This is a genomic window from Rhizomicrobium sp. (assembly GCA_037200985.1).
GTDB lineage: Bacteria > Pseudomonadota > Alphaproteobacteria > Micropepsales > Micropepsaceae > Rhizomicrobium.
In genome coordinates this window covers 3,526,488-3,551,458 of the sequence record JBBCGJ010000001.1, presented here as the reverse complement: position 1 = coordinate 3,551,458, position 24,971 = coordinate 3,526,488, and the positions used below count along the sequence as shown (strand labels likewise).

Below are 24,971 nucleotides of genomic sequence, written 5' to 3'. Positions count from 1 at the left end.
GGCGGCGCTCAGTCCTTCTGCGCGTCCAGCACGTCCTCGAAGGTGCGCAGGCCCGTGCGCTGGGCGTTCACCAGCACCGCCATGTTGCCCGGCAAATGCTCGTTCTTCCACATCTTGGTGTGGGCGCGCGGGATGTCGGCCCAGGAGAACACTTCGGACATGCACGGATCGATGCGGCGCTCGACCACGAGCTTGTTGGCCTGCGACGCCTGCAACAGGTTGGCGAAATGCGAGCCCTGGATGCGCTTCTGCCGCATCCAGACGTAACGGGCGTCGAAGGTGATGTTGTAGCCGGTGGTGCCGGCGCAGAACACGACCATGCCGCCGCGCTTCACCACGAGGCACGACACCGGGAAGGTCGATTCGCCCGGATGCTCGAACACCATATCGACGTCGTTGCCCTTGCCGGTGATGTCCCAGATCGCCTTGCCGAATTTGCGCGCTTCCTTCGTCCAGGCGTCGTATTCGGGCGTGTTGACCTTGGGCATCGCGCCCCAGCAATTGAAATCCTTGCGATTGATCACGCCCTTGGCGCCGAGCGAAAGGACGAATTCGCGCTTGGTCTCGTCGCTGATGACGCCGATGGCGTTGGCGCCGCTGACGGCGCAGAGCTGGATGGCGAAGGAGCCCAAGCCGCCGCTCGCGCCCCACACCAGCACATTATGTCCGGGCCGCAGGATGTGCGGCCGGTGGCCGAAGAACATGCGGTAGGTCGTGGCGAGCGTCAGCGTGTAGCAGGCGCTCTCTTCCCAGGTCAGATGCTTGGGCCGCTCCATCAATTGGCGATCCTGCACGCGGGCGAATTGCGCGAAGGAGCCGTCCGGCGTCTCATAGCCCCAGATGCGCTGGCTGGGCGAGAACATCGGATCGCCGCCATTGCATTCCTCGTCGTCGCCGTCGTCCTGATTGCAGTGCACGACGACCTCGTCGCCGACCTTCCAGCGCTTCACCTTGGAGCCGACCGCCCACACGATGCCCGACGCGTCGGAGCCGGCGATGTGATAGGGATTCTTGTGGCCGTCGATCGGCGAGATCGGCGTGCCGAGGCCGGCCCAGACGCCGTTGTAGTTCACCCCCGCCGCCATCACGAGAATCAGAACGTCGTGGCTGTCGAGCGGCCAGGTGGGCACGACCTCGATCTGGAAGGATTTTTCCGGCTCGCCATGGCGCTCCTTGCGGATCGTCCAGGCGTACATCTTTGACGGCACATGACCGAGCGGCGGGATCTCGCCGATCTCGTAGAGGTCCTTGTAGACTTCGAGTTGCGGCACGGCTTGCTGCGACATTGCGTTGGTCCTCTTCCCCTCGGCCGTCTTGTTGCGGCTGCTCAATAAGGCGCGGATTAGGCCCTAAGTTCCTGCTGCATTGCAACAGGACTTGTCATAAATGCGCTGTCCTATGGCATTTCTGCAATAAAGTTACCGGCAAGCGCCGCCATCAGCGACTTCGCCAGGCCTTCTTTCCCGAGGCTTTTCCCGCGATCTCCTTGAGCTTAACGGCCTGGCGCAGCGAAAGTGACGCGCCGGAGCCGCCCTTTTCGGGGTCGCGAAAGGCGCGGCCGTATTTCTCGACGCGGGTCTCGACCGAGCCCAGGAATTCGCCCTCCCAGTCGGACAGCGTCACGCCCGCCGCCTCGGCGGCCTTGCGCGCCTTCTTGAGCGCCCGGAGCGCGGCGCGCTTGGCGGCTGCCTTGCGGTCTTCGAATGTGGGCTGTCGGGTTTTCATCGCTTGTGCGGGACGGGCCGAAGGTCTGGACTTGAGACGCAGGCTGGAGGAACGAGGCATGGAGATCAACGGCGTCGCGCACACCTTCATCACCGCCGGCGATTTCGCCAGGGCGCGGACGTTCTACGGCGAGTTTCTGCCGTTCCTGGGCCTGAAACCCGTCATGGACCTCGACGGATTCTATTACTGCGTCGGCGGCCGCACGGGCTTCGGCATCCGCGCCCCGGCGCCGGAGCATGAGGGCAAGCGCTTCGAGCAGGGCAGCGTCGGCCTGCACCATCATTGCTGGCGCGCCCGCGAGCGCGGCGATGTCGACGCGGCGCACGCCTTTCTGGTCGGGCTCGGCGCGACGATCGTGCACCCGCCGCAGCCGGACGGTTTCGCGCCCGGCTATTACTCCGTGCTGTTCGAAGATCCCGATGGGGTGAGGCTGGAGATCAACCACGTCCCCGGCCGCGGCCTGTTCGAGCCCGATACGCGGATAAACGCACCCGAAAATGCCTAGCGCTTCGGATCGGTCAACGCGTCGTAGAACAGGCTCTGCGATACCGTCGAAAGCGATTCATTGCCGGCGGCGCCGGTGCCGAAGCGCTGGATCATGCCGAGAAAGAACAGATCGTTCTTCGGATCGATCCAGAACCAGGTGCCGGCCGCGCCGCCCCACCAGATCGAGCCCGCGCCGAGCTTGCTGTCGATCTTCGCGGGGTCCTTGGTGATCGCGAAATCCAGACCGAAACCGAGCGCCTCGCCGCCGATGGAGCGGCCGCCGATCGCGTCCGACGGCTGCACGCCGGGCTCGATCTGGTCGGTCTCCATCAGCGCCACGGTCTCGGGCTTGAGGATGCGCACGCCATTGAGCTCGCCCTTGTTCAGCATCATCTGGCAGAACGCCGCATAGTCGTCGACCGTCGACACCGATCCGCCACCGCCCGATTCCATCGACGGCGGCTTGGTGAAGTCCTGGATCATCGGGATCGCCGATGTCAGCTCATAGAGCCTGTCGCCGGTCATCTGGTTCTTGGCATAGACGCCCGACAGCCGCGCGGCGTCCGCCGGCGGAACGAAGAAGCCGGTATCCTTCATGCCGAGCGGGCCCCAGATGTGCTCATGCATGAACTGGCCGAAGGTCTGGCCCGACAGCTTCTCGATGATGTAGCCCTGGATATCGACCGCGGCGGAATAGGACCATTTGGTGCCGGGCTGGTAGAGCAGCGGGATCTTGGCGATCCTGTCGATCATCTCCTTCAGCCCGTTCGACTGCAGCACCTTGTCGGCGCGGAACGCGTCGTCCACCGGATTGCCGGTGCGCAGCCCGTAGCCGAAGCCCGCCGTATGGGTCATCAGCTCGCGCATGGTGGGCGGGCGCTTCATGTCTTCGAGCCCGCCATCGGCGCGCAGCACCTTGAGGCCGGCGAATTCGGGAATGAATTTCGTCACCGGATCGTCGAGCTTCCACAGGCCCTTCTCGTAGAGGATCATCATCGCCACGCCGGTCATCGGCTTGGTCTGGGAATACATGCGGAAGATCGTGTCGCGCGCGATCGGCGTCGCCGCCGCCATGCTGGCGAGGCCGTACGTGTGCAGCTCGGCGATCTTGCCGTGCCGCACCGCCATGACCTCGATGCCGGCGACTTCGCCGGTATCGACCGCTTTGTCCATCGTCGCGTCGAGCAGTTTCAGCTTGTCCGCGTCGAGGCCGACGGTATCGGGCGCGACCTGCGGCAAGGGCGCCGCGAAGGCGGCCGACAAGGACAACAAAGCGGCGAACGCCGCCAGAACCGATTTGCGCATGTTTCCCCCCGATGGTCTTGTTGATCAGTGTACGTGATGCGGATCCTTTTCGCCCGCTTCAACGGCGGTGGCGAGCGCGTCCGTCGCGACCGGGCAGGTGTAGAAGGCCGACCGGGCGCAATTGGGATTGTAGGCGTCGTTGAAGTCGATGGTCGCGGTCCTGGGCGGGAACGGCCCGAAGCCGTCGATGTCGACATAGCGCCCCGCGCCATAGGTGATCTTGCCCGTCAGGTCGTCCATGAAGAACGCGCTCAGCTCGGCGATCTTCTTCGGATCGTTGTCGCCGGCATAGAAGGGCAGCGTGAAGGTCTTGCCGTTCAGCGCGAAGGTCGCGTCGCCGGCATGGAAGAACTGCTTGTCGGTGCCGCGCGAGGTGCGGAAGACGCGCGGCGGCAGCTTCGGATCGGGCTTGAAGGTCGCGATCACGCGATAGGCCGGATTGTAGGGGAAGTAGATCACGCCCTGGAAGGCCAGCGCGTCGGCGCGCTTCTGATTGTAGAGCATGATGCGCACGCCCATCACGCCGGCGGAGACCTGGGTCGAAAAGCCCTGGATGTCGATGTCGGTGTCGATGGGCACGCTTTTCTGCAGCGTGGCGTCGTCGAGCGTCTTGCCGCCCATCGCGGCGCTCATCTTGCCGGCATGGAAGGTCGCGGTCAGGACACCGGCCGATTTGCCCGCCACCCATTTGTAGGTCTCGGGCCTGCCCTTGGTCCCGGTCAGCGTCGCGCTCTGTCCCTCGCTGAGATAGGCGGCATCCTGGATCTTCAGGATCGCATGCGGGGTCTTGGCCCACGCCTTGTTGGCGTCGACGATGCCGTCGCGCCACGCCTGTTCCGGGGACTTCGCCGCCGGCGCCGCCGCCAGCAGAAGCGTGGCGGCAAGAATGCCGATGAAATGTCGTGCGCTCATAAATTCTCCTGCTCGATTGTCATGCCCCCGCAGGCGGGCATCCCGTCCGGCGGCCGCCTGGATACCTGCTTTCGCGGGTATGACAGAAGAGCCCTTTTTGCAGTGCAGCAAAATTTCCACTAGGCTCTGCGTCACGCAATTTCCGTAACGATCAGCATTCCATGTCGCGCGACAAGCCCTGGATATTCCGCACTTATGCCGGCCATTCAAGCGCCGCGGCGTCAAATCGGCTTTACCGGGGCAATCTGGCCAAAGGCCAGACGGGCCTGTCGGTGGCGTTCGACCTGCCCACCCAGACGGGTTACGACAGCGACGATCCCATCGCCAAGGGCGAGGTCGGCAAGGTCGGCGTGCCGGTCTCCCATATCGGCGACATGCGCACGCTGTTCGAAGGCATCCCGCTTTCGCACATGAACACCTCCATGACGATCAATGCGCCGGCCGCCTGGCTGCTGGCGCTTTACGTCGCGGTGGCTGACGAGCAGGGCTCGCCCCGCGACAGCCTGGCCGGCACGACGCAGAACGACATCGTGAAGGAGTACCTGGCGCGCGGCACCTATATCTTTCCGCCCGGCCCGGCGCTGCGCCTGACGACCGATACGATCGCTTTCACGACGGCCGAGATGCCGAAATGGAATCCGATCAATTTCTGCTCCTATCATCTGCAGGAGGCCGGCGCCGACGCGGTGGAAGAGGCGGCCTTTGCGCTCGCCACCGCTGTCTCGGTGCTCGACGCCGCCAAGGCGCGCGGCGCGATCCCGGCCGACGAGTTCTCGAAGACCGTCGGGCGCATGAGCTTCTTCGTCAATTCCGGCGTCAAGTTCATCACCGAGATCTGCAAGCTGCGTGCGATGGCGGCGTTGTGGGACGAGATCACGCTCACGCGTTACGGCGTGACCGATCCCAAGCAGCGTCTGTTCCGCTATGGCGTGCAGGTGAACTCGCTGGGCCTGACCGAGCAGCAGCCGGAGAATAACGTCTATCGCGTGCTGTTCGGCATGCTGGGCGTGACGCTGTCGAAGAACGCCCGCGCCCGCGCGGTGCAATTGCCGGCATGGAACGAGGCGCTCGGCCTGCCCAGGCCCTGGGACCAGCAATGGTCGCTGCGCCTGCAGCAGATCGGCGCCTTCGAGACCGACATGCTCGAATATGATGACATCTTCGACGGCTCTACCGTCATCGCCGACAAGGTCGAGCTCTTGAAAGGGCAGATCCGCGAGGAGATGGCGCGTATCGCGCAATTCGGCGGCACCGGCACCCAGGACGCGCTGGAGTACATGAAGGAGCGGCTCGTCGCCTCCAATGCGGCGCGGGTCGAGGCGATCGAGCGCGGCGACGAAATCCGCGTCGGCGTCAACGCCTATCAGGAGACCGAAGTCTCGCCGCTGACCGCCGGCAACGGCGCCTTCATGACGGTCGACGAATCGGCCGAGGCCGAGCAGATCGCACGCCTGAAGGCCTGGCGCGAAAGCCGCGATGCGGCGAAGGCGGCAACGGCGCTGGCCGCGCTGGAGCGCGCGGCGCGGAAAGACACCAACCTGATGCCGGTCTCCATCGACTGCGCCAAGGCCGGCGTCACCACCGGCGAATGGGCGCGGGCGCTGCGCAAGGTATTCGGCGAGTATCGCGCGCCGACCGGCGTCGCGGCCAGCGCGCCGGCGCGCAATGACGAGCGTATCGTGCAGATCAAGGACGAAGTGGATGCCGTCTCGAAGACGCTCGGCCGCAGGCTGACCTTCCTGGTGGCCAAGCCGGGGCTGGACGGCCATTCCAACGGTGCCGAGCAGATTGCGATCCGCGCCCGCGACGCCGGGATGGACGTCATCTACAACGGGATCCGCTATTCGCCCGACGACATCGTGGCAGAAGCCCTGGCGAAGCGGCCGCATCTGATCGGCCTGTCGGTGCTGTCGGGCAGCCATGTCAGCCTGGCGCGCGACGTGGTCGCCAAGCTGCGCGCGGCAGGGCTTTCGGACATCAAGGTGGTCGCCGGCGGGATCATCCCGGAGGCGGACGAGGCGGCGCTGAAGGCGGCCGGCATCTCGGCGGTGTTTTCGCCCAAGGATTACGACCTGAACCAGATCATGCACGGACTGGTCGAACTGGTACGGACTTAGAAGGCGGTCACAATCCCGCCAAACGGGCGTAGAATTCTCCCTCTCACGGGAGGGAGCAGTGATCCAGCGCTACGACGTCGTCATTGTCGGCGGTTCTTTCGCGGGCCTCGCCTGCGCGCGCACCGCCGCGCTCAAGGGCCTGAAGGTCGCCGTGATCGATTCCAAGCCGGAGCCGGGGGCGCGGGTGCGCACCACGGGCATCGTGGTCAAGGAAGCGAGCGACGATTTCGACCTGCCGGCGCGGCTGATGCGCAAGGTGCGCGGCGTGCGGCTCTATGCGCCCAATGGCCGTTCGCTCGACCTCTCCGCGCCGGGCTATTTCTTCCAGGCGACCGATACCGCCGGCGTGCTGCGCTGGATGGCCGGCGAGGCCGAACGCGCCGGCGCCGCCCTGCTCTATGGCCGCAAATTCGAGACCGCGATCGAGCACGCCCGCGGCGTGGCGCTCTCGGGTCTCGGCCTGCATGCCGGCTTCCTGATCGGCGCCGACGGCGCGCGCTCCCGAGTCGCCGAGACCTTTGGACTGAGCCGCAACACGCGCTTCGTCGCCGGGCTGGAGATCGAATGCGATCCGCTGGAGGACCTCGACGGCCGCTTCCTGCACTGCTTCGCAGACAGCCGCATCGCGCCGGGTTACATCGCCTGGGCAGTGCCCGGCGTGGATTCGACGCAGATCGGCGTCGCGGCACGGCGCCCCGACCGGCCCGACCTCGGCGAATTGCTGCGGCGCCTTAAAGGCGTGTGCGACATCCGCAATATCCGCGTGCGCCAGCGCCGCAGCGGGTTGATCCCGACCGGCGGCACGCTCTCGCATCTGGGCACCAATCGGGTGTTGCTGGTGGGCGATGCGGCCGGCATGGTGTCGCCGACCACGGGCGGCGGCATTCACCTGGCGCTCAATTTCGGGCGTCGCGCCGCGCAGCTCGTGTCGGACTATCTGAACGACCGCGGACCCCATCCCGTCGCGCAGCTCGCGCGCGAGGCGCCGCGCTTCCGCAAGGCGCGCGTCCTGCGCCGGGTGCTCGACGGCGCGCCGCCCAATCCGCTGATCAACGCCCTGCTGATGACCGCGCCGATGAAAGCGCTGGCGCAGCGGCTCTACTTCCACAGCCGCGGCCAGGGCGCGGGGTCTTTCGACGATTGGGCGGAGGAGTTCGAGCGCGGTGAGCTGGCCAAGGCGGCGCCGGAATTGCCGACGCCGAAGCTGCGGCTGATCTAGCGGCCTCATGGATCGCAGGATATTTCTCGCCGCGCTGATGGCTACCGCTCTTCCCTTTCCTTCCCGCGCCGACCAATGCCGCGACGGCGCCGACAATGCGCGGGATATCGACTGGCTGATCGCGCAGATGGCGGCGCGCTATACCTATCTGCCGGACCGCCATGTCGATATCGACAAGTTGCGGCGCCTCTATGTCGGCGAGGCCGGTGCGGTCTGCGAGCCGCACGCCTTCCTGAACGTGCTGGAGCGCTGTCTCGCGGAATTCCACGACGATCACGTCGAGGCGAAGGTCAACAACGCCCATTCGCCGCAGCTCGTGCCCAGCGGCACCGATCTGTGGGCGAGTGTGCGCGACGGCAAGGCGGTCATCGAACAGGTGCGACCGCAGTCGGAGTCCGCCAGGGCCGGCTTGCGGGCCGGCGACGAGATCGTCTCGATCGGCGGCGTCGCGGTGACGGAAGCGATCGCAGCCAATGCGCCGCGCTGCCTCGCCGCGGCCGATCCCGAAGCCGATGACTATACGCTGCGCGTTGTGCTGGCCGGCACGCATGACGCACGTCGTCGCTTCGTCGTGCGGAACGGCACGGAGCGGAATATCGATCTGCCGAGCTTCGTCCGACCGCGATCCGACACGCCGCTGACGCAGCGGACGATCGGCACCATCGGCTATATCCGCATCGAAAACAGCCTGGGCGACGGCGCGCTCGTCGCCGCTTTCGACGCGGCGCTTGCGGCGCTGAGCGCGGCCAAGGCGCTGATCCTCGATCTGCGCAACACGCCGAGCGGCGGCAACACCGATGTCGCCGAGCCGATCCTGGGACGCTTTATCTCCGCGCCCTCCGGCTATCAGCGGGTCTTCGATCCGAGGCCTGGCAAAGTGGCGCCGGCCGGTTCCTGGGTACGCAAAGTCGCGCCGCGCGGCACGACGGTGACGCAGCCGCTGGCCGTCCTTGTCGACCGGTGGACCGGCAGCATGGGCGAGGGCATGGCCATCGGCTTCGACGGCATGACGCGCGCCACTATTGTCGGCACGCGCATGGCGGGACTGTGCGGCGCGACGTCGGACGTCACGCTGCCCAGGAGCGGGATCGGCATCGCCTTTCCGACCGAGCGGCTCTATCACCTCGACGGCACGCCGCGCGAGACATGGTCGCCGCCGGTCTTCGTCGATCCCAGGGCGCCGGGCGGGGATGCGATCCTCGCGCGCGCTATTGAGATTTTGCGTCAATAGACGATCTCTCCCCGATCGATCCGATCCCAGACTGTCATTCCCGCGAAAGCGGGAATCCAGTCTTGGCCGTGCTCCCAGTCACTGGATGCCCGCCTGCGCGGGCATGACAGCAGTGTCGTGTTGAACATCCGCTTGATCTTGCCGGCGGCGCGCGCGCATCGTCGACGGCATGGAACAGTTCGACCGGCGCAGCGCGCTCGCCTTCATCGTCGCTTTCGGAATCGTCAGCCTGTTCGCCGACATGGCCTATGAAGGCATGCGCGGACTGAACGGCGAATACCTCGCCGCGCTCGGCGCCAGCGGCGCGGCGGTCGGGATCATCGCCGGCGGCGGCGAACTCGCGGGCTATGCCATCCGTCTCGTCTCGGGGCGCATCGCGCAAGCCACCGGCGCCTATTGGCCGCTGACCATCGGCGGCTATGCGCTGACCATGCTCGCGGTGCCCGCGATGGCCTTCGCCTTCAGCTGGCAGGCCGCCGCCGTCTTCGTCGTGCTGGAGCGCACCGGCAAGGCGATCCGCAGCCCCGCCACCAACACGATGCAGGCGAGAGCAGGCGATCACATCGGCCAGGGCTGGGCGTTCGGTTTGCAGGAAGCGCTCGACCAGACCGGCGCCATCGCCGGCCCGCTGATCACCGCCTTCGTGCTGGCGCACCATGGCAGCTATCGCGCGGCCTATGCCTGGCTGGCGGTGCCGGCCCTGCTCACCATGATCACGGTCGCGGCGCTGGCGATCCGCTACCGCTTCGCCGGCCGCATCGCGCCGGCCGATGGCGCGGCGCCGCCGCCGGACCTGTCGCGCGCCTTCTGGTTCTACACGGCGACCGCGGCCCTGCTGGGTTTCGGCTTCGCGGATTTCTCGCTCTTCGCGTTCCATTTCGGCCGCACCGGCATGATTTCGACGGCGCTGGTGCCGGTGTTCTATGCCGCCGCGATGGGGACCTCGGCGGTGAGCGCGCTGCTGTTCGGCCTGCTGTTCGACCGCAAAGGGATCGTCGTGCTGGTGCCCGCGATCCTGGCCGGCGCGGCAACGACGCCGCTGGTGTTCTTCGGCGGCTTCGGTGCCGCGCTCGCCGGCACCATCCTCTGGGGCCTGGCCACCGGCACGCTGAACGCGCTGATGTCCGCCTCGGTCGCCAGGCTCGTGCCCGAAGCGTCGCGGGCGCGCGCCTATGGCCTGTTCTCCGCGATCTACGGCACGGCGTGGTTCGCCGGCAGCGCGCTTCTGGGCGCCTTGTACGACACATCGCGCGGCGTGCTCGTCATCGTCGCCGTTGCGGCGCAGCTCGTCGCGCTCGTTCCGCTGGCGCTGACGATCCGCGATTTCAATCGGTGAACGTAAGAAGCGACGGCGCCGCGCCGAACTGCGCCTTCAGCCGCTCGAATTCGGCCCGCGCCTGCGCATTGGCGCGCTGGTGCCGCTCGGCGAAGATGAACTCGTTCTTGAGCGTGTGCTCCAGTCCGACGAACTCCGTCACCCGCACCTTGTAGCCTTGCGCCTCCAGGAACAGGCCGCGCAGCACATTGGTCAGATGGGCGCCGAATTCGCGGCGCTGGATCGGATGGCGCCAGAGCTGGCGCTCCGGCTTTTTCGAGCTTTCGAGCAGCGCCGCCACTTCGGCCTGGCAGCACGGCACCAGCGCGATGAATTTCGCCTCGTGGCGCAACGCGAACAGGATCGCCTCGTCCGTCGCGGTATCGCAGGCATGCAGCGCCGTCACCACGTCGACGCCGCCCGGCACATTCGCATCGGCGATGGTGTTCTCGATGAAATTCATCCGGGCAAAGCCGCTGTCGGCCGCGATGCGCCGCGAGGTTTCGATCAGATCGTGCCGGGCCTCGATGGCGACGACGCGGCCGCGTCCCTCTTTGGCGAAGAAGAGGTCGTAAAGCACGAAACCGAGATAGGATTTGCCGGCGCCGAGATCGGCCAGCACCGGCTCGGCCTTCTCCGCGAAGGCGCCGTCCAGCGCCGGCTTGATCAGCTGCGCCAGGTGCAGCACCTGTTTCAGCTTGCGCCGCGAATCCGCGTTCAGCGCGCCGTCGCGCGTCAGGATATGCAGCGCCTTGAGCAGGGCCACCGATTGGCCGGGCCAAAGCTCCGCCACCGGATCGGGTCGTGTTTCCCCGCGCGTCTGTTTCGCCATGCCGGCAGTCTATCGCGCCCGGCGCATGCAATGAAAATCGCCCGCCGCAGTTCAGCCGCCGGAGGGCGGAGGGTTGGGCTTGGGTTTCGGCTTCGCCGGCCCGAGGCCCCAGCCGGAGAAGATGCCGCCATCGTCGTCGCCGCTCGCGGCGGGCTTCGATTCGGGTTTGGACGATCCGAAGCCCAGGGTGGACAACAGGCCGCCGCCGTCGCCGCCCGTTTCCGATTTCGGCTTGGCGCGCCCGAGGCCCCATCCCGAGAACAGCCCGCCCTCGTCCTCGCCGGTCATGGCCGCCGGCGGCGTGCCCGGCGCGGCAAGAAGACCCCGCGCCGCGAAGTCGCGACGGCCCGAACCGTCGGTGAAAATCGTCAGCGTCTCGAAGCGGATCCGGCCATCCACGTCGCGCTGCAGGGTGACGCGCTTGTGCGCGCCGCCGGTGTCGAACTCCGCCGTCAGGCTGCTGAGCCGGTCGGACGCCGGATCGTCGCTGAAGCCGTGCCCCGGCTGGACTCCCCAGTCGCACTCCGCGGCGGAACATCTGCCGAAGACGTGAAGGCGCGGCGCGGCATCCGGCGTCACGACAACGCGTGCGACGCCGCCTTCTGCCGGCTCCGCGTTGACCCAGGTGCCGGCAAAGCCGGAATCCGCCGCCTTCGCCGACGAGGCGGCCGCGACCGTCGCGATCAGCAGCGCGACGCCGGCCTTCATCCTGTTCCGCACGCGGATCCCCCTTTTTCCGCCCTCGTTTCCGGGGCGCTTCGCCGTGATGTTAGCGTTATCGAGGTGGGTGCGACAGGGTGTGGACCGCGCCCGCAGCGGCCGCTATACCCCGCGCTCGGCCTCAAGCAGCGCAGCGACGGGCCATAACCGAGAATCCATGACCGACCTCGCCCACATCCGCAATTTCTCCATCGTCGCCCATATCGACCATGGCAAATCGACGCTCGCCGACCGGCTGATCCAGTTCACCGGCGGGCTGACAACACGCGAGATGAAGGACCAGGTGCTCGATTCGATGGACATCGAGCGCGAGCGCGGCATCACCATCAAGGCGCAGACCGTGCGCCTGCAATACAAGGCGAAGGACGGCGAGACCTATACGCTGAACCTGATGGACACGCCGGGCCATGTCGATTTCGGCTATGAGGTCAGCCGCTGCCTGGCCGCCTGCGAAGGCGCGCTGCTGGTGGTGGATGCGAGCCAGGGCGTGGAAGCCCAGACGCTCGCCAATGTCTACCAGGCGATGGACGCCAATCTCGAGATCGTTCCGGTCCTCAACAAGATCGACCTGCCCGCCGCCGAGCCCGAGCGCATCCGCCAGCAGATCGAGGACGTGATCGGCATCGATGCATCGGAAGCGGTGCCGATCTCGGCGAAGACCGGCCTCAATATCGACCAGGTGCTGGAAGCCGTCGTCACCCGCCTGCCCCCGCCCAAGGGCGATATCAACGCGCCGCTGAAGGCCCTCCTGGTCGATAGCTGGTACGACGCCTATCTCGGCGTGGTCGTGCTGGTCCGCGTCATCGACGGCGAACTGCGCAAGGGCCAGAAGATCCGCATGATGAACGCCGACGCCTATTACCAGGCCGAGCAGATCGGCGTCTTCACGCCCAAGAAGGTCAATGTCGAGGTGCTCGGCCCCGGCGAGGTCGGCTTCCTCACGGCGCAGATCAAGCAGGTGGCCGACACCCAGGTCGGCGACACGATCACCGACGAGAAGCGCGGCACCGCGACGGCGCTTCCCGGCTTCAAGCCGGCGCAGCAGGTGGTGTTCTGCGGCCTCTTTCCGGTCGACGCAGCGCAGTTCGAAGACCTGCGCAACGGCCTCGGCCGCCTGCACCTCAACGACGCCAGCTTCACCTATGAGATGGAGACCAGCGCGGCGCTGGGCTTCGGTTTCCGCTGCGGGTTCTTGGGATTGCTGCATCTGGAGATCGTGCAGGAGCGCCTGGAGCGCGAGTTCAACCTCGACCTCATCGCGACGGCGCCGAGCGTCATCTACCAGATCCACCTGACCGACGGCTCGACCATCGAACTGCACAATCCGTCCGACATGCCGGACGTGATGAAGATCGACAAGATCCTGGAGCCTTGGATCAAGGCGACGATCCTGGTGCCCGACGATTATCTCGGCGCCGTCTTGAAGCTGTGCGAGGACCGCCGCGGCCGTCAGGTGGAGCTCACCTATGCCGGCAACCGCGCCATGGTGGTCTATCACCTGCCCTTGAACGAAGTGGTGTTCGATTTCTACGACCGGCTGAAATCGGTGAGCCGCGGCTACGCCTCGTTCGACTATCACATCGAAGGCTATGAGGAGGGCGACCTCGTCAAGATGTCGATCCTGGTGAACGGCGATCCGGTGGATGCGCTGTCGATGATCGTCAACAAGCAGCGCGCCGAAGGCCGCGGACGGGCGATGTGCGAGAAACTGAAAGAGTTGATCCCGCGCCACATGTTCGTGATCCCGATCCAGGCCGCGATCGGCGGCAAGATCATCGCCCGCGAGACGCTGAGCGCCCTGCGCAAGGACGTGACGGCCAAGTGCTACGGCGGCGACATCTCCCGCAAGCGCAAGCTCCTCGACAAGCAGAAAGAGGGCAAGAAGAAGATGCGCCAGTTCGGCAAGGTCGACATCCCCCAGGAAGCGTTCATCGCCGCGCTGAAGATGGATCAGGATTGAGCAGCCGCCGATGCATGTCGCCGTCATCGATATCGGCAGTCCGAAGAACCTTGGGTGGGCAATTCGCGGGGCCAAGATTAACGGACAAGGAGGCGGATTGGACGAATGCATTGCAGCGCTGGGCTTGGCGCTAACGCAAGGCCAGTTGGCGCTGGGCTTTGAAGCGCCACTGTTCGTACCCTTGCGGGACGACCCTTTTTCTCTGACGAAGGCGCGGGCAGGCGAGTGTGCCGGCGGAATCAATAGACCATTCTCGGCAGCGGCCGGAGCTTCGGTGTTGGTCACCGCGCTGACGATCGTCCCGCACGTGCTCAGCCGCTTGCGCGTGCTAGCACCGGGCGTTTCGGCAACAATGGATTGGCGCACGCCGCTGGCGAGCGAGACCAGGTTGCTTGTCTTCGAAGCATTTGTCACGAATCAAGGTAAATCGAGCGATGCCCGGCACATTGAGGATGCATATGCGGCAATCGCTGCGTTCCAGCGCGGAATGGAAGAGCCTGAGACGTTCGCCAGCGCCGTGACGGAAGACCCTTGTCTGAGCCTGATCGGCGCGGCGCTGCTACGGACCGAATGGACAACCGATCTGCGCGCGCTGTCCCGGCCCTGCCTGGTCGTGAGGGCCTGACGTTACGCCGCCCTCCGCTTCGGCAATTTCCTAATCTCAGCGCCGACTTCCTGTTCGGCCAGCCGCAATTCATACAGCTTCTGCAAATTCAGCCAGAAATCCGCGCTCGTGCCGAACCAGTGGCCCAATCGCAGGGCCGTGTCAGCCGTTACCGCGCGCTCTTTGTTCAGAATACCAGTGATGCGGTTCGTTGGAACGTCGATCTGGCGAGCGAGTTCAGCCGCGCTCACTCCGAGCAGTTCCAACTCCTCCTCAAGAATTTCGCCGGGATGGATGGGAAGACGCGCCATGAAATACCTCAATGATAATCCACGATTTCCACATTGGTGGGGCCGGGGGAACCTTCGACCCATTTGAAGCAGATGCGCCATTGATCATTGATTCGCATGCTCCACTGGCCTTTTCGATCGCCGGCGAGCTTTTCGAGCCGCTTGCCGCCTAGGGCAGCGAGTTCGCCAAGGCTTCCCGCCGATTCGAGACGCACCAGCCGATTCTCCGCCTGTCGGCGAAACGGCTCAAACTGCCTGACCCGTTCGCCTTTGGCGAAGCGCTCCGTCCTGGCGTCGCCATAACTCAGTATCATGTATCGAGGCTAGCGAGCTTGTATGCGTTACGTCAAGCGTAATTCAGTATTTCTGCGGAGGCAAGCGCGCGCAAAGCCCAGCACCCGTTCATAGAAGCCAGCGTGGTTTCGAGCGCGCGCACGGTGAGCACGAAATGGTCGATGCGGTCGATCGCGACGTTTCCCACGGACTTGACCTCTTTTGCCGCGCCGCGCACCCTTGATCGCAATGACCGAACTCGATCTCCTCAATCTATCGCGGTCCGCGACGGCGGATGAGATCTCCTATTTCGGCCAGATGATCACCATCAATTTCGCGATGATCGTGGCGATCTATTATTTCCTCAATCAGGCCCAGCTGGCGATGAAGCTGTTCGCCTTCGCCGCCTATATGGTCGGAATGCTGCTGTTCTTCGGCGAGATGCTGTTCGAGGCCAACATCAAATTCGAGGTTCTGGCGTCTTTGCATGCCTTGGTGCACCCATCGGCGGTGACCGCGTACTATGTTGGGCTGTACGATACCTGGCTCGGGACCGCGACCGCCGTCCTGTTCAACGGCGCGATCTGGATCCTCTGCCTGGGGGTCTTCTATCTGCTGTTCTTCTGGCGCAAATCGCCGGAAGAGCGCGACGTGCGTATCCTGAAGAACCGATCCGAAATGCCGCCCGGGCCATAGACCTCCAATCCGCCGCAATCGGGTCTAGACTCCCGATCACTGCCTGCAGGGGAATTCCATGTCGGATCGTAGTGCCGATGCCGCGCCGCTAAGGCCGGAAGCCGAACGCACGCTCGCCCTGACCCGGCTCGCCGCCGGCGCGGCGCAAGGACTGGCGCTTTACCTGCTGTATCGCTGGATCGAGGATAGCGGTGCAGCGGCGGTCGACTCCTACCGGGCGGTGCCGCTGGGACTGGTGTTCCTGTTCGTACCGCTGCTTCTCGTCCAGGGCGCCGGCACGTTGCGGGTCCGGACGCTGGTGCCCTGGCTCGTCGGCGTGACGGCGCTTCTGGCGGCACTCGGCTGGTACGGCGTGTGGCGCAGTTGGCCGCCGGCCGGCAATGGGCCGGACACGCCCGATGCCGCGATGACCTTCGCACTGCTGGCGGCGAGCTTCGTCGGGCTCTTCATCGGCCAGTCGCTTATTCTCGCCGGCGATGCGGAGCGCAAGTTCGTCGCGCCCTATCCCGCCTATTTCGATGCCGCGACCAAGCTCGGCGTGCAGTTCGCGGCGACGGTGGCCTTCGTCGCGGTGTTCTGGGGCGTGCTGTGGCTGGGCGCGGTGCTGTTCAATCTGATCAAGCTCGGTTTCCTCGAGGCGCTGCTCGAAAAGGACTGGTTCGCGATCCCGGCGACCGCGCTGGCCTCGGCGGCGGCGATCCACGTCACCGATGTGCGCGCCGGGCTGTGGACCGGCATCCGCACCGTGGCGCTGACCCTGCTCTCCTGGCTGCTGCCGCTGATGACGCTGATCGCGGCGGGTTTCACCGCGAGCCTCCTGTTCACCGGCCTGACTCCGCTCTGGGCGACGCGTTCGGCCGCGGGCCTGCTGCTCAGCGCCGCCGGCGTTGTCGTCGTGCTGCTGAACATGGCGTTCCAAGACGGTTCGCCCGAACACAGCCGCGCGCGCATCTTCCGCTATGCCGAGTTCGTCGCCGCGCTGGTGCTGGTGCCGCTGGTGACCCTTGCGGCCTATGCGGTGTGGCTGCGGGTCGCGCAGTACGGATGGACGGTGGAGCGGGTCGTGACCGCCGCGACGGTGCTGATCGCGCTTTGCTATGCGTTCGGCTATGCGGCGGCGGCGTTGCTCTCGCTCGGCGGCGGCGGATGGATGCGGCTGGTCGCACCGGTCAATGTCACGACCGCTTTCGCGGTGATCGCGGTGCTGCTGGCCCTGTTCACGCCTTTGGGCGATCCGTCTCGTCTGGCGGTGTCGAGCCAGGTCGCGCGCCTGAAGAGCGGCGCGGTGACGGCGAACGCATTCGACTACGCCTATCTGAAGTCCGAAGGCGGCCGTTATGGCCATGACGCGCTTGTCCGGTTCGCGAGCACCGATTTCGGGCCGGCCACCGCGACGGTCCGCAAGATGGCCAAGGCGGCGTTGATCGAGCCGTTTCAGCCGGCGGCGCCGATCAAGCCGGCGGGGCCGGCCGATCTGGCGGCCAATATCGCGGTCTATCCCAAGGGCGCCAAGCTTCCCGACAGCTTCCAGAAGCAGGACTGGCATGCGCAAAATTTCATTCCGGGTACTTTCGTGCCCGACTGCCTGCGGCTGGCGGGCGCCAAATGCGACGCCGTCCTCGTGGACCTGGACGGCGACGGCCAGGACGAAATTCTGATTGCGGACAATATCGGGCTGGGAGGCGTTGCAGGGCTGTTCCGCGACGGGGCGGACGGCCATTGGACGCGCGCGGGACAGATCGTCATTCCCGTCTGCGCGATGATCGCCGACGCCTTGCGCAACGGACAATTCACCTTGGTCGCGCCGCTATACCGGGACGTCGCGGTCGGCGGGATCGTGCTGCAGGTGGAGACGGCGCAAAAGCACGTCTGCGGCTAGCCTCGCGCTCGCCTCCGTCCGGGCTTGATGCTAGGACCGGCGCGAAACTCAGGCCCGCGCCATGACTCCGCTTGTTGCCCTGATCGACTACGGCTCCGGCAATCTCCGCTCGGCGGAGAAGGCCCTGGCGCGCGTCGCGGCCGAGCGCGGCACCGGGCAGGAGATCGTCGTCACATCGGATGCCGCCGTCGTCGGACGGGCCGAGCGAATCGTGCTGCCGGGCGTCGGCGCTTTCGCCGATTGCATGGCCGGACTCTCGGGACTGCCCGGTATGGTGGCGACGCTGGACGAACGCGTGATCGCGGGGGGCGTGCCGTTCCTCGGCATCTGCGTCGGCATGCAGCTCATGGCGAGCGTCGGCCGCGAATTCGGCGATCATCCGGGGCTGGATTGGATCGCCGGCGAGGTCGTTCGCATGACCCCGTCCGATCCGGCGCTCAAGATTCCGCAGATCGGGTGGAATGAGCTTGCCTTCGCCCGTCCCCATCCGGTCACGGACGGACTGCCGGCGCAGGCCAACGCCTATTTCGTGCATTCCTACGCCTATTCCTGCGCGCGCGAAGCGGACGTGCTGGGGCGTACGGACTACGGCGGGCCGGTCACCGCGGCGGTCGCGCGCGACAATCTTGTCGGCGTGCAATTCCATCCCGAGAAGAGCCAGGCGGTCGGCCTCGCCCTGCTCGGCAATTTCCTCGCGTGGCGGCCATGATCCTGTTTCCCGCCATCGATCTGAAGGATGGGCGCTGCGTCCGGCTGAAGCGCGGCCTGATGGACCAGGCGACGGTGTTCAACGACGACCCTGCGGCGCAGGCGCGGCAGTTCCAGGCCGCCGGCTTCCGCTGGCTGCACTGCGTCGACCTCAACGGCGCGTTCGACGGCCGGTCGGTGAATGCCGACGCCATCCGCGCCATCCGGACCGCCATCGACCTGCCCATCCAGCTCGGCGGCGGCATCCGCGACATGGCGGCGGTGGAGGCCTGGCTGGCCGTGGGGATCACGCGGGTGATCCTGGGCACGGCGGCGCTGAAGAACCCGGCTTTCGTCCGGGAGGCGGCGCGGGCGCATCCGGGCCGGATCGTGGTGGGAGCAGACGCGAAGGGCGGCAAGGTCGCGACCGAAGGTTGGGCCGAGGTCTCCGACCTGACACCGACCGATCTCGGCCGGAAGTTCGAGGATGCCGGCGTCGCCGCGATCCTGTTCACCGACATCGACGGCGACGGGCTGCTGCAGGGCGTCAATGTCGAAGCGACCGCCGCCCTGGCGCGGGCGGTCCGGATCCCAGTGATCGCGTCGGGCGGCGTGGGGAGCCTGGAGGACATCGAGCGCCTGCTGGCGGCGCGGGAGCCGAATATCGAGGGCGTGGTGATCGGGCGGGCGCTTTATGACGGCCGGATCGATCCCGCCGCCGCGCTCGATCTGACGAACGCCGTTTAAAGTTCCCCGAAATATCCTTAATATGCCTGTGTATAAGCCTGTTAGCGGCTTCTGCTGAGACGGCGATCGACGTCGTCGAGCTGCTCCAGGGTTTTGTAGGAAATCCGGACTTCCCCGCCTTTGGAACCTTTGTGTATAACTTTAACTCTTAGCCCCAAGGCATTGGAAATACGGGATTCAAGGTCGCGGAGGTTTGGATCGGTTTCGGTCGGACGCCCTTTGGATGATCTCTTTGTCTTCGAACGCTGTTCGGCCTGTCGAACGTTGAGCGATCCGGAGACGATCTGCAGCGCCCGCATCTCGGCATCCGGCGCGCCGATCAGCGTACGGGCGTGGCCTGCCGTCAGCCGACCGTCGCGCACCATGGCCCGGACCGACTCGGGCAGGGTGAGGAGGCGAAGCGTGTTGGCGATGTGGCTGCGACTCTTGCCGACCTCCTTGGCAACCTGGTCCTGGGTGTATTTGAACCGATCCATCAGCTCGTGATAGGCGGCCGCCTCTTCGATCGCGTTGAGGTCGGCGCGCTGGACGTTCTCGATGATGGCGATTTCGAGCGACTCGGAGTCGCCCATCTCGCGCACCACCACCGGCACGTCGTGCAGCTTGGCCATCTGGGCGGCGCGCCAGCGCCGCTCGCCGGCGACGATCTCATAGGCGTTGGCCTCGCCCTTGACCGGGCGGACCAGGATCGGCTGGAGCACCCCCTTCTCCTTCACCGACTCGGCGAGATCGTTCAAATCCTCTGGCGCGAAGCGCTTGCGCGGCTGCAGCTTGTTGGGCCGCAGGAAGGCGACCGGCAGCTTGTGGGTCGCGCGGACTTCGCCGCGCGTCGGCACCGCCTCCTCGCCGATCAAAGCCGACAGCCCGCGGCCGAGGCCGCGATGACGCTCTTCCGCCGCCATCATGCCGCCGCCTTCAGCCGTTCGCGTTCGCGCGCGATGAGCTCGCCGGCGAGCTTGATATAGGCCTGGCTGCCCGGGCAGCGCAGGTCGTAGACCAGCGCCGGCAGGCCGTGGCTCGGCGCCTCGGAAATCCGCACATTGCGGGGGATGGTGGTGCGATAGACCGTATCGCCCATGGTCTGGCGCACATCGGCCTCGACCTGTTCGGAGAGCTTGTTGCGCTTGTCGTACATGGTCAGGACGATGCCCTGGATGTCGAGCGACGGGTTCAAATTCGCCTTCACCAGGCCGATGGTCTTGAGAAGCTGCGACAGGCCTTCGAGCGCGAAGAACTCGCATTGCAGCGGCACGATCACCGCGTCCGCCGCGGCCATCGCGTTCACGGTCAGGAGCGTCAGCGAAGGCGGGCAATCGACCAGCACATAGGAGAACGGTGATGATCCGTGTGCGGCATATTCCTCCAGCGCGTCCTTGAGGATGAAATTGCGGCGGTCGCGGTCGATCAGCTCGAGCTCGGCGCCGGACAGGTCGACCGTCGACGGCACGATCGACAGGCGCGGAATGCGCGTCGGCATCACGGCTTCGGCGATCCTGGCCTCGCCCATGAGCACGTCATAGGTCGTGAGCCTGCGCTCGGCGCGCGGGATGCCGAGCCCGGTCGAGGCGTTGCCCTGGGGGTCGAGGTCGATCACCAGCGTCGGCTCGCCGACCGCGGCCAACGCGGTGCCGAGATTGATCGCCGTCGTGGTCTTGCCGACGCCGCCCTTCTGGTTGGCGACGACCAGGACCCTAGGCCTGGCGCTTGGACTGGGCATGTTCGAGCTCCCGGACCTCCAGGATAACACCGGAAGGGTCGGTGGCGCTCTGGTGCTGGAGGGCTTTCATCCTCCAAGATTTACGGGCTTCGGTCAATTCGGACGCTAGGGATTGACCTTTTAGGAACAGGCAAATCGTCCGTTTGCCCGCCAAATGCTGTGCATAGCCGAGCAGCTTGTCGAGCGGCGCAAGCGCCCGGGCCGTGACGACATCGAATGGCGCGGCTTGGGCGGACTCGATCCGCTCATTGCGGATCTCGACGTCGAGACCGAGCCGGCCGGCCACGGCGCGGAGGAACTCGGCCTTCTTGCCGGTGGATTCGAACAGGCTGACCCTGACCTTGCCGCGCAGGAGTTCGGCCAGAATGAGGCCCGGAAACCCGGCTCCGCTGCCCAGGTCCGCGAGGGTTGCGGCGGTCGTCGGCACATAGGAGACGAGCTGGGCCGAGTCCCAGATGTGGCGGCGCCAGACGTCTTCCAGCGATTTGGCCGAGACCAGATTGTGCCGCGCGTTCCAGTCGGTCAGCAGCCCGATATAGGCCTTCAGCCGCGCCAGTGTTTCACGTGAAACACCGGTCCGCGCGGCGAAGTCCTCGGGTCCGAAGGGATCAGCCGGCTTTGGCTCGGGCATGCGCCAGTACCAGGGTGAGAGCCGCCGGCGTCACGCCGTCGATGCGCGCCGCCTGGCCGAGGGTTGCGGGCCGGATGCGGCCAAGCTTGCTCGCCGCCTCGGTCGAGAGGCCGCGGATCGCGGCATAGTCGAGCGCCTCGGGCAGGCGCAACGACTCGTCGCGACGAAACGCCAGGATGTCGGCCTCCTGGCGGTCGAGATAGCCAGCATACTGGCTGTCGATCTCCAGCTGCTCGGCGATGTCGGCCGCGAAGCCGCCGATCTCGGGCCAGATCCGCGCCAGGACGGGCAGGTCGACCTCGTTCAGGCTAAGCAGATCCATCGCCGTCCGGCGCACGCCGTCGAGCTTCACCGCCAGGCCGTGCTTCTGCGCCTCGTTGGGAGTCAGATTCCAGTTCCGCATGGCGACACGGGCGGCGTCGAGCCGCGCCATCTTCGCGGCGAACACCGTACTTCGATTTGAGCCGACGCTGCCGGCGCGTTCCCCGACCGGCGTCAGGCGCTGATCGGCATTGTCGGCCCTGAGCGTCAGGCGGTATTCGGCCCGGCTGGTGAACATCCGATAGGGCTCGCTGACGCCCTTGGTCACCAGGTCGTCGATCAGCACGCCGATATAGGCCTGGGCGCGGTCGAGCACGATGGGATCGGCACCGCCGGCGGCCCGCGCCGCGTTGAGACCCGCCACCAGCCCTTGGGCGGCCGCCTCTTCATACCCCGTCGTGCCGTTTATCTGGCCGGCCAGATACAGGCCCGGGACCGCCTTGGTCTCCAATGACGGCTTCAGCTCGCGCGGATCGACATAGTCGTATTCGATGGCATAGCCCGGCCGCTTGACGGCGGCGTTTTCGAGGCCCGGAATGGTCGCCAGCATCGCGCGCTGCACGTCCTCGGGCAGGGAGGTCGAGATGCCGTTGGGATAGACGGTGTCGTCGTCCAGGCCTTCCGGCTCCAGGAAGACCTGGTGGCTCTCGCGGGCAGCGAAGCGGACGATCTTGTCCTCGATGGAGGGGCAATAGCGCGGGCCGGTCGACTCGATCTGGCCGGAATACATCGGCGCGCGATGCAGATTGGCGCGGATGATCGCATGGGTCTCCGGCGTCGTCCGGGTGATATGGCAGACGATCTGCGGGTTCGCGATGGTCGAATTCAGGAACGAGAAGGGCGAGGGCGGGTCGTCGCCGCGCTGGATGGCGAGCCGGTCCCAGGCGATGGTCTTGCCGTCGAGCCGGGGCGGCGTGCCGGTCTTGAGCCGGCCCATGTTCAGCCCAAGGCCGTAGAGCGTGTTCGACAGCCCGATGGACGGCGCATCGACGTTCTTTTGGCCTATCGCTTCGCCATTCGAGGCCGCACGGCCGGCCGGGATCGTCGTCTCCCCGATATGGATCAGGCCGCGCAGGAAGGTACCGGTGGTCAGCACCACCGCACCACAACGTATTGTTTTCGAGTCCGCGATGATCGCGCCAGCCACACGGCCACCCTCGATCAGGAGGTCCTCGGCAGCGGCCGCCAGCACGGTCAGGTTCGCCGTCTCGGCCAAGGCCCTCTGCATCGCCCGCCGATAGAGCTTGCGGTCGGCCTGCGCCCGCGGCCCGCGGACGGCCGGGCCCTTGCGGCGGTTGAGGACGAGGAACTGGATGCCCGCCGCATCCGCGACCCGGCCCATCACGCCGTCCATGGCGTCGATCTCGCGGACCAGATGGCCCTTGCCGATCCCGCCAATGGCCGGATTGCACGACATCTCACCGATGGTCTCGAGCTTGTGGGTCAGGAGCAGGGTCCGGGCGCCGAACCGCGCCGACGCCGCGGCGGCCTCGCAGCCCGCGTGCCCGCCGCCGATGACGATGACGTCGTACCGATCCATACCGCTCAATAGGGTAGGGCAGCCCAAGGCTCAAGGCCGGGAAAATGTTTCACGTGAAACATCACTTCCCGATGCAGAAATCCCGGAAGACGACGTCCAGCAGATCCTCCACGTCCACCTTGCCCGTGATCCGGCCGATAGCGCGGACGGCAAGGCGCAGGTCCTCGGCGAACAATTCGACATCGTCCGCCCGCAGCGCCCGTTGCAGCGCCGCCAGGCCCTCGCCGAGCGCGTCACGGTGGCGGGACCGCGTCACCACCGGCGCCTCCGCGGCGTGGTCGAGCCGGCTGGAGACAATTTTCTCTATTTCGTTCAATAGGTTATCGACGCCCTGGCCGGTCTTTAGCGAGATGTGCAACCCATCCCGCCGACGCGGAGCCGGCAGATCGGCCTTGTTCCACGCGACGAGATCGGCCGAAGCGACCGTGCCCTCGGGCAACCCCGCCCAGGGCTCCTCCTGGCTGCCGTCGAGCAAGAGAAGGACAAGGTCCGACTGCCCGGCCCGCGTCAGAGCGCGCCGTACCCCCTCGCTTTCGACCGCGTCCGCCGTCTCGCGCAGGCCGGCCGTGTCGGCCACCAGGACCAGGAAACCCCCGATATCCAAGCGGACTTCGATCACATCGCGGGTCGTCCCGGCGGTCTCCGCCACGATGGCAACGTCCCGCTTTGCCAGCGCATTGATCAGCGAACTCTTTCCGGCGTTCGGAGGGCCGATCACCGTTAAGAACAGACCGTCCCGGACAATCTCCCCCCGGCGGTCGTCGGCCAGATGCAACCGTATTTCCTCAGCTATATCATGTACTTGCCGGCGCACCTGCGCGTTCATATCGTCCGGCAATTCCTCGGTCGCGAAATCGATCGCCGCTTCCGCCCAGGCCAGGGCGCGGACCAGCCGCTCGCGCCAGCCCTCATAGATCTCGCCCAGCGCACCACCATATTGCCCGAGAGCCTGTCGCCGCTGGCTTTCGGTTTCGGCGTCGATGAGGTCGATCAGCGCTTCGGCCTGGGTCAGGTCGAGCTTGCCGTTCTCGACGGCGCGGCGGGTGAACGCCCCGGGCTCCGCCGGGCGCGTGCCGGGCACGGTCGAAATCTCGGCCGACAGGCGTTCGACCACCGCGCGTCCGCCATGGACGTGGAATTCGACCACGTCCTCGCCGGTGAAACTCGCCGGCCCGGGAAACCACTGCACCAGCGCCGCGTCGATCGCCGCGCCGTCGGATGCCGTCAGCGTACGGAGCACCGCCCGCCGCGGCGGGGGCAGGGCGCCGCACAGCCGCTCGGCGACGGCGCGCGCCGCCGGACCGGACACGCGCACCACCGCCACGCCGGCGCGCCCCGGCGCCGAGGACAGCGCGTAGATCGTGCCGCTCATGCGACGACTACTTTGCCGGTTTGTCCGCGTCTTTCTTGACCGAGCCGCCGCCCGCGGCGCGGCGCGCGCTGTCAAACAGGAAGCGCTGGAACTGCTCGAAACCCTGGCCGCCCAGCGGCATCCAGGCCCGCATCATGGCCTCGGGATCGTTGACGTCCACCGCCGCCTTCATGCGCTTCTCGATCTCGGCCATCATGCGGTCCTGGGCCTTGGAGACGTCCGGCAGGCCGAGGAATTTGCGCGCCTCGTCCGGCGTCATGTCGATCTGGATGTTCATCTTCATCGGCTTAACCCCGTTTCGCGCGCACCGCTTGTGAGCGGCCTTCGCCGCCGCTAGAAGCTTCCCCCGATCCCGCCTGCCAATGCAACGCCGCGAGGCTTCGAGGCCCGCC

At 66.3% G+C, this 24,971-nt stretch carries 26 protein-coding genes and 1 pseudogene; 12 read left to right on the top strand and 15 right to left on the bottom strand.

Annotation, left to right across the window (positions count from 1 at the left end; genetic code table 11):
- Nucleotides 1-8 precede the first annotated feature (8 nt).
- A complete protein-coding gene (gene ccrA / locus WDN01_17455) occupies nucleotides 9-1,286 on the bottom strand; it encodes a crotonyl-CoA carboxylase/reductase (GenBank protein MEJ0027814.1) in 1,278 nt (425 codons plus the stop codon).
- Between the two features lie 151 nt (nucleotides 1,287-1,437).
- Nucleotides 1,438-1,725, bottom strand: a complete 288-nt coding sequence (locus WDN01_17450) for a hypothetical protein (protein MEJ0027813.1) — start codon at nucleotides 1,723-1,725, stop codon at nucleotides 1,438-1,440.
- Nucleotides 1,726-1,783: 58 nt separating this feature from the next.
- Between WDN01_17450 and WDN01_17445 the strand changes: the two genes are divergently transcribed.
- Entirely contained in the window at nucleotides 1,784-2,230 is a 447-nt protein-coding gene (locus WDN01_17445) for a VOC family protein (protein MEJ0027812.1), read from the top strand.
- Here WDN01_17445 and WDN01_17440 read toward each other — a convergent pair.
- Nucleotides 2,227-3,516, bottom strand: coding sequence for a serine hydrolase domain-containing protein (locus WDN01_17440; protein MEJ0027811.1), 1,290 nt, complete (start codon nucleotides 3,514-3,516; stop codon nucleotides 2,227-2,229). The genes WDN01_17445 and WDN01_17440 overlap by 4 nt on opposite strands.
- A 24-nt stretch (nucleotides 3,517-3,540) precedes the next feature.
- Nucleotides 3,541-4,428 carry a DUF1684 domain-containing protein gene (locus tag WDN01_17435; GenBank protein ID MEJ0027810.1) on the bottom strand — a complete coding sequence of 296 codons (888 nt, stop codon included), beginning with the start codon at nucleotides 4,426-4,428 and terminating at the stop codon, nucleotides 3,541-3,543.
- A gap of 155 nt (nucleotides 4,429-4,583) precedes the next feature.
- On the opposite strand from WDN01_17435, the pseudogene WDN01_17430 reads away from it, so the two are divergent.
- The 5 genes and pseudogenes from WDN01_17430 (at nucleotide 4,584) to WDN01_17410 (ending at nucleotide 10,331) form a co-directional block, all read left to right on the top strand.
- Nucleotides 4,584-6,053: pseudogene (locus WDN01_17430) on the top strand (methylmalonyl-CoA mutase family protein).
- Nucleotides 6,054-6,107: 54 nt separating this feature from the next.
- Entirely contained in the window at nucleotides 6,108-6,545 is a 438-nt protein-coding gene (locus tag WDN01_17425) for a cobalamin-dependent protein (protein MEJ0027809.1), read from the top strand.
- A 58-nt stretch (nucleotides 6,546-6,603) separates the two neighbouring features.
- Nucleotides 6,604-7,764 carry an NAD(P)/FAD-dependent oxidoreductase gene (locus WDN01_17420; GenBank protein ID MEJ0027808.1) on the top strand — a complete coding sequence of 387 codons (1,161 nt, stop codon included), beginning with the start codon at nucleotides 6,604-6,606 and terminating at the stop codon, nucleotides 7,762-7,764.
- 37 nt (nucleotides 7,765-7,801) lie between these two features.
- On the top strand, nucleotides 7,802-8,995 hold the full coding sequence (locus WDN01_17415) for a S41 family peptidase (protein MEJ0027807.1): 1,194 nt from the start codon (nucleotides 7,802-7,804) through the stop codon (nucleotides 8,993-8,995).
- A 169-nt stretch (nucleotides 8,996-9,164) separates the two neighbouring features.
- The gene (locus WDN01_17410) at nucleotides 9,165-10,331 is read left to right on the top strand and encodes an MFS transporter (GenBank protein ID MEJ0027806.1); all 1,167 of its coding nucleotides are present in this window, start codon (nucleotides 9,165-9,167) and stop codon (nucleotides 10,329-10,331) included.
- Here the strand turns inward: WDN01_17410 and WDN01_17405 are convergent.
- The gene (locus WDN01_17405) at nucleotides 10,321-11,142 is read right to left on the bottom strand and encodes an SAM-dependent methyltransferase (GenBank protein ID MEJ0027805.1); all 822 of its coding nucleotides are present in this window, start codon (nucleotides 11,140-11,142) and stop codon (nucleotides 10,321-10,323) included. The two genes, WDN01_17410 and WDN01_17405, sit on opposite strands and share 11 nt — an antisense overlap.
- A gap of 51 nt (nucleotides 11,143-11,193) precedes the next feature.
- Nucleotides 11,194-11,862, bottom strand: coding sequence for a hypothetical protein (locus WDN01_17400; GenBank protein MEJ0027804.1), 669 nt, complete (start codon nucleotides 11,860-11,862; stop codon nucleotides 11,194-11,196).
- A 157-nt stretch (nucleotides 11,863-12,019) separates the two neighbouring features.
- Here WDN01_17400 and lepA point away from each other — a divergent pair, with 157 nt between their 5' ends.
- On the top strand, nucleotides 12,020-13,822 hold the full coding sequence (lepA, locus tag WDN01_17395) for a translation elongation factor 4 (GenBank protein MEJ0027803.1): 1,803 nt from the start codon (nucleotides 12,020-12,022) through the stop codon (nucleotides 13,820-13,822).
- A gap of 10 nt (nucleotides 13,823-13,832) precedes the next feature.
- Nucleotides 13,833-14,447: a hypothetical protein gene (locus WDN01_17390; GenBank protein ID MEJ0027802.1), complete on the top strand. Its 615-nt coding sequence runs from the start codon at nucleotides 13,833-13,835 to the stop codon at nucleotides 14,445-14,447.
- 2 nt (nucleotides 14,448-14,449) lie between these two features.
- On the opposite strand, the gene WDN01_17385 is transcribed toward WDN01_17390, so the two are convergent.
- From WDN01_17385 to WDN01_17375, 3 genes are read right to left on the bottom strand one after another with little or no spacing between them, the layout of a single operon-like run.
- Nucleotides 14,450-14,737, bottom strand: a complete 288-nt coding sequence (locus WDN01_17385; GenBank protein MEJ0027801.1) for a HigA family addiction module antitoxin — start codon at nucleotides 14,735-14,737, stop codon at nucleotides 14,450-14,452.
- A gap of 8 nt (nucleotides 14,738-14,745) precedes the next feature.
- Nucleotides 14,746-15,030, bottom strand: coding sequence for a type II toxin-antitoxin system RelE/ParE family toxin (locus tag WDN01_17380; GenBank protein MEJ0027800.1), 285 nt, complete (start codon nucleotides 15,028-15,030; stop codon nucleotides 14,746-14,748).
- Between the two features lie 32 nt (nucleotides 15,031-15,062).
- Complete coding sequence (locus WDN01_17375) at nucleotides 15,063-15,197, bottom strand: hypothetical protein (GenBank protein ID MEJ0027799.1); 135 nt, start codon at nucleotides 15,195-15,197, stop codon at nucleotides 15,063-15,065.
- A gap of 41 nt (nucleotides 15,198-15,238) precedes the next feature.
- On the opposite strand from WDN01_17375, the gene WDN01_17370 reads away from it, so the two are divergent.
- From WDN01_17370 to hisA, 4 genes are all read left to right on the top strand, one after another.
- Complete coding sequence (locus WDN01_17370) at nucleotides 15,239-15,685, top strand: hypothetical protein (GenBank protein ID MEJ0027798.1); 447 nt, start codon at nucleotides 15,239-15,241, stop codon at nucleotides 15,683-15,685.
- 58 nt (nucleotides 15,686-15,743) lie between these two features.
- Nucleotides 15,744-17,564: a hypothetical protein gene (locus WDN01_17365; GenBank protein MEJ0027797.1), complete on the top strand. Its 1,821-nt coding sequence runs from the start codon at nucleotides 15,744-15,746 to the stop codon at nucleotides 17,562-17,564.
- A 61-nt stretch (nucleotides 17,565-17,625) separates the two neighbouring features.
- Nucleotides 17,626-18,273: an imidazole glycerol phosphate synthase subunit HisH gene (gene hisH / locus WDN01_17360; protein MEJ0027796.1), complete on the top strand. Its 648-nt coding sequence runs from the start codon at nucleotides 17,626-17,628 to the stop codon at nucleotides 18,271-18,273.
- Nucleotides 18,270-18,998, top strand: a complete 729-nt coding sequence (hisA, locus tag WDN01_17355) for a 1-(5-phosphoribosyl)-5-[(5-phosphoribosylamino)methylideneamino]imidazole-4-carboxamide isomerase (GenBank protein MEJ0027795.1) — start codon at nucleotides 18,270-18,272, stop codon at nucleotides 18,996-18,998. Before hisH ends, hisA begins: the two co-directional genes overlap by 4 nt.
- A 41-nt stretch (nucleotides 18,999-19,039) precedes the next feature.
- On the opposite strand, the gene WDN01_17350 is transcribed toward hisA, so the two are convergent.
- The 6 genes from WDN01_17350 to WDN01_17325 form a co-directional block, all read right to left on the bottom strand.
- Nucleotides 19,040-19,903 (bottom strand): ParB/RepB/Spo0J family partition protein, encoded by an 864-nt coding sequence (locus tag WDN01_17350; GenBank protein MEJ0027794.1) that lies wholly within the window; start codon nucleotides 19,901-19,903, stop codon nucleotides 19,040-19,042.
- Nucleotides 19,900-20,715, bottom strand: coding sequence for a ParA family protein (locus WDN01_17345; GenBank protein ID MEJ0027793.1), 816 nt, complete (start codon nucleotides 20,713-20,715; stop codon nucleotides 19,900-19,902). Before WDN01_17345 ends, WDN01_17350 begins: the two co-directional genes overlap by 4 nt.
- The gene (rsmG, locus tag WDN01_17340; GenBank protein MEJ0027792.1) at nucleotides 20,690-21,346 is read right to left on the bottom strand and encodes a 16S rRNA (guanine(527)-N(7))-methyltransferase RsmG; all 657 of its coding nucleotides are present in this window, start codon (nucleotides 21,344-21,346) and stop codon (nucleotides 20,690-20,692) included. Before rsmG ends, WDN01_17345 begins: the two co-directional genes overlap by 26 nt.
- Entirely contained in the window at nucleotides 21,324-23,207 is a 1,884-nt protein-coding gene (gene mnmG / locus WDN01_17335; protein ID MEJ0027791.1) for a tRNA uridine-5-carboxymethylaminomethyl(34) synthesis enzyme MnmG, read from the bottom strand. Before mnmG ends, rsmG begins: the two co-directional genes overlap by 23 nt.
- A gap of 61 nt (nucleotides 23,208-23,268) precedes the next feature.
- Nucleotides 23,269-24,579, bottom strand: a complete 1,311-nt coding sequence (gene mnmE / locus WDN01_17330; protein MEJ0027790.1) for a tRNA uridine-5-carboxymethylaminomethyl(34) synthesis GTPase MnmE — start codon at nucleotides 24,577-24,579, stop codon at nucleotides 23,269-23,271.
- A gap of 7 nt (nucleotides 24,580-24,586) precedes the next feature.
- A complete protein-coding gene (locus WDN01_17325; GenBank protein MEJ0027789.1) occupies nucleotides 24,587-24,862 on the bottom strand; it encodes a DUF6489 family protein in 276 nt (91 codons plus the stop codon).
- Between the last annotated feature and the right edge of the window lie 109 nt (nucleotides 24,863-24,971).

Coding starts and splice junctions, on each gene's coding strand:
- hisH (MEJ0027796.1), top strand. CDS start 17,626: ATGACTCCGCTTGTTGCCCTGATCGACTACGGCTCCGGCAATCTCCGC.
- mnmG (MEJ0027791.1), bottom strand. CDS start 23,207: ATGGATCGGTACGACGTCATCGTCATCGGCGGCGGGCACGCGGGCTGC.
- rsmG (MEJ0027792.1), bottom strand. CDS start 21,346: ATGCCCGAGCCAAAGCCGGCTGATCCCTTCGGACCCGAGGACTTCGCC.
- WDN01_17390 (MEJ0027802.1), top strand. CDS start 13,833: ATGCATGTCGCCGTCATCGATATCGGCAGTCCGAAGAACCTTGGGTGG.
- hisA (MEJ0027795.1), top strand. CDS start 18,270: ATGATCCTGTTTCCCGCCATCGATCTGAAGGATGGGCGCTGCGTCCGG.
- WDN01_17440 (MEJ0027811.1), bottom strand. CDS start 3,516: ATGCGCAAATCGGTTCTGGCGGCGTTCGCCGCTTTGTTGTCCTTGTCG.
- WDN01_17385 (MEJ0027801.1), bottom strand. CDS start 14,737: ATGGCGCGTCTTCCCATCCATCCCGGCGAAATTCTTGAGGAGGAGTTG.
- WDN01_17450 (MEJ0027813.1), bottom strand. CDS start 1,725: ATGAAAACCCGACAGCCCACATTCGAAGACCGCAAGGCAGCCGCCAAG.
- ccrA (MEJ0027814.1), bottom strand. CDS start 1,286: ATGTCGCAGCAAGCCGTGCCGCAACTCGAAGTCTACAAGGACCTCTAC.
- WDN01_17380 (MEJ0027800.1), bottom strand. CDS start 15,030: ATGATACTGAGTTATGGCGACGCCAGGACGGAGCGCTTCGCCAAAGGC.
- WDN01_17370 (MEJ0027798.1), top strand. CDS start 15,239: ATGACCGAACTCGATCTCCTCAATCTATCGCGGTCCGCGACGGCGGAT.
- WDN01_17405 (MEJ0027805.1), bottom strand. CDS start 11,142: ATGGCGAAACAGACGCGCGGGGAAACACGACCCGATCCGGTGGCGGAG.
- WDN01_17410 (MEJ0027806.1), top strand. CDS start 9,165: ATGGAACAGTTCGACCGGCGCAGCGCGCTCGCCTTCATCGTCGCTTTC.
- lepA (MEJ0027803.1), top strand. CDS start 12,020: ATGACCGACCTCGCCCACATCCGCAATTTCTCCATCGTCGCCCATATC.
- WDN01_17435 (MEJ0027810.1), bottom strand. CDS start 4,428: ATGAGCGCACGACATTTCATCGGCATTCTTGCCGCCACGCTTCTGCTG.
- mnmE (MEJ0027790.1), bottom strand. CDS start 24,579: ATGAGCGGCACGATCTACGCGCTGTCCTCGGCGCCGGGGCGCGCCGGC.
- WDN01_17365 (MEJ0027797.1), top strand. CDS start 15,744: ATGTCGGATCGTAGTGCCGATGCCGCGCCGCTAAGGCCGGAAGCCGAA.
- WDN01_17345 (MEJ0027793.1), bottom strand. CDS start 20,715: ATGCCCAGTCCAAGCGCCAGGCCTAGGGTCCTGGTCGTCGCCAACCAG.
- WDN01_17445 (MEJ0027812.1), top strand. CDS start 1,784: ATGGAGATCAACGGCGTCGCGCACACCTTCATCACCGCCGGCGATTTC.
- WDN01_17325 (MEJ0027789.1), bottom strand. CDS start 24,862: ATGAAGATGAACATCCAGATCGACATGACGCCGGACGAGGCGCGCAAA.
- WDN01_17350 (MEJ0027794.1), bottom strand. CDS start 19,903: ATGATGGCGGCGGAAGAGCGTCATCGCGGCCTCGGCCGCGGGCTGTCG.
- WDN01_17415 (MEJ0027807.1), top strand. CDS start 7,802: ATGGCTACCGCTCTTCCCTTTCCTTCCCGCGCCGACCAATGCCGCGAC.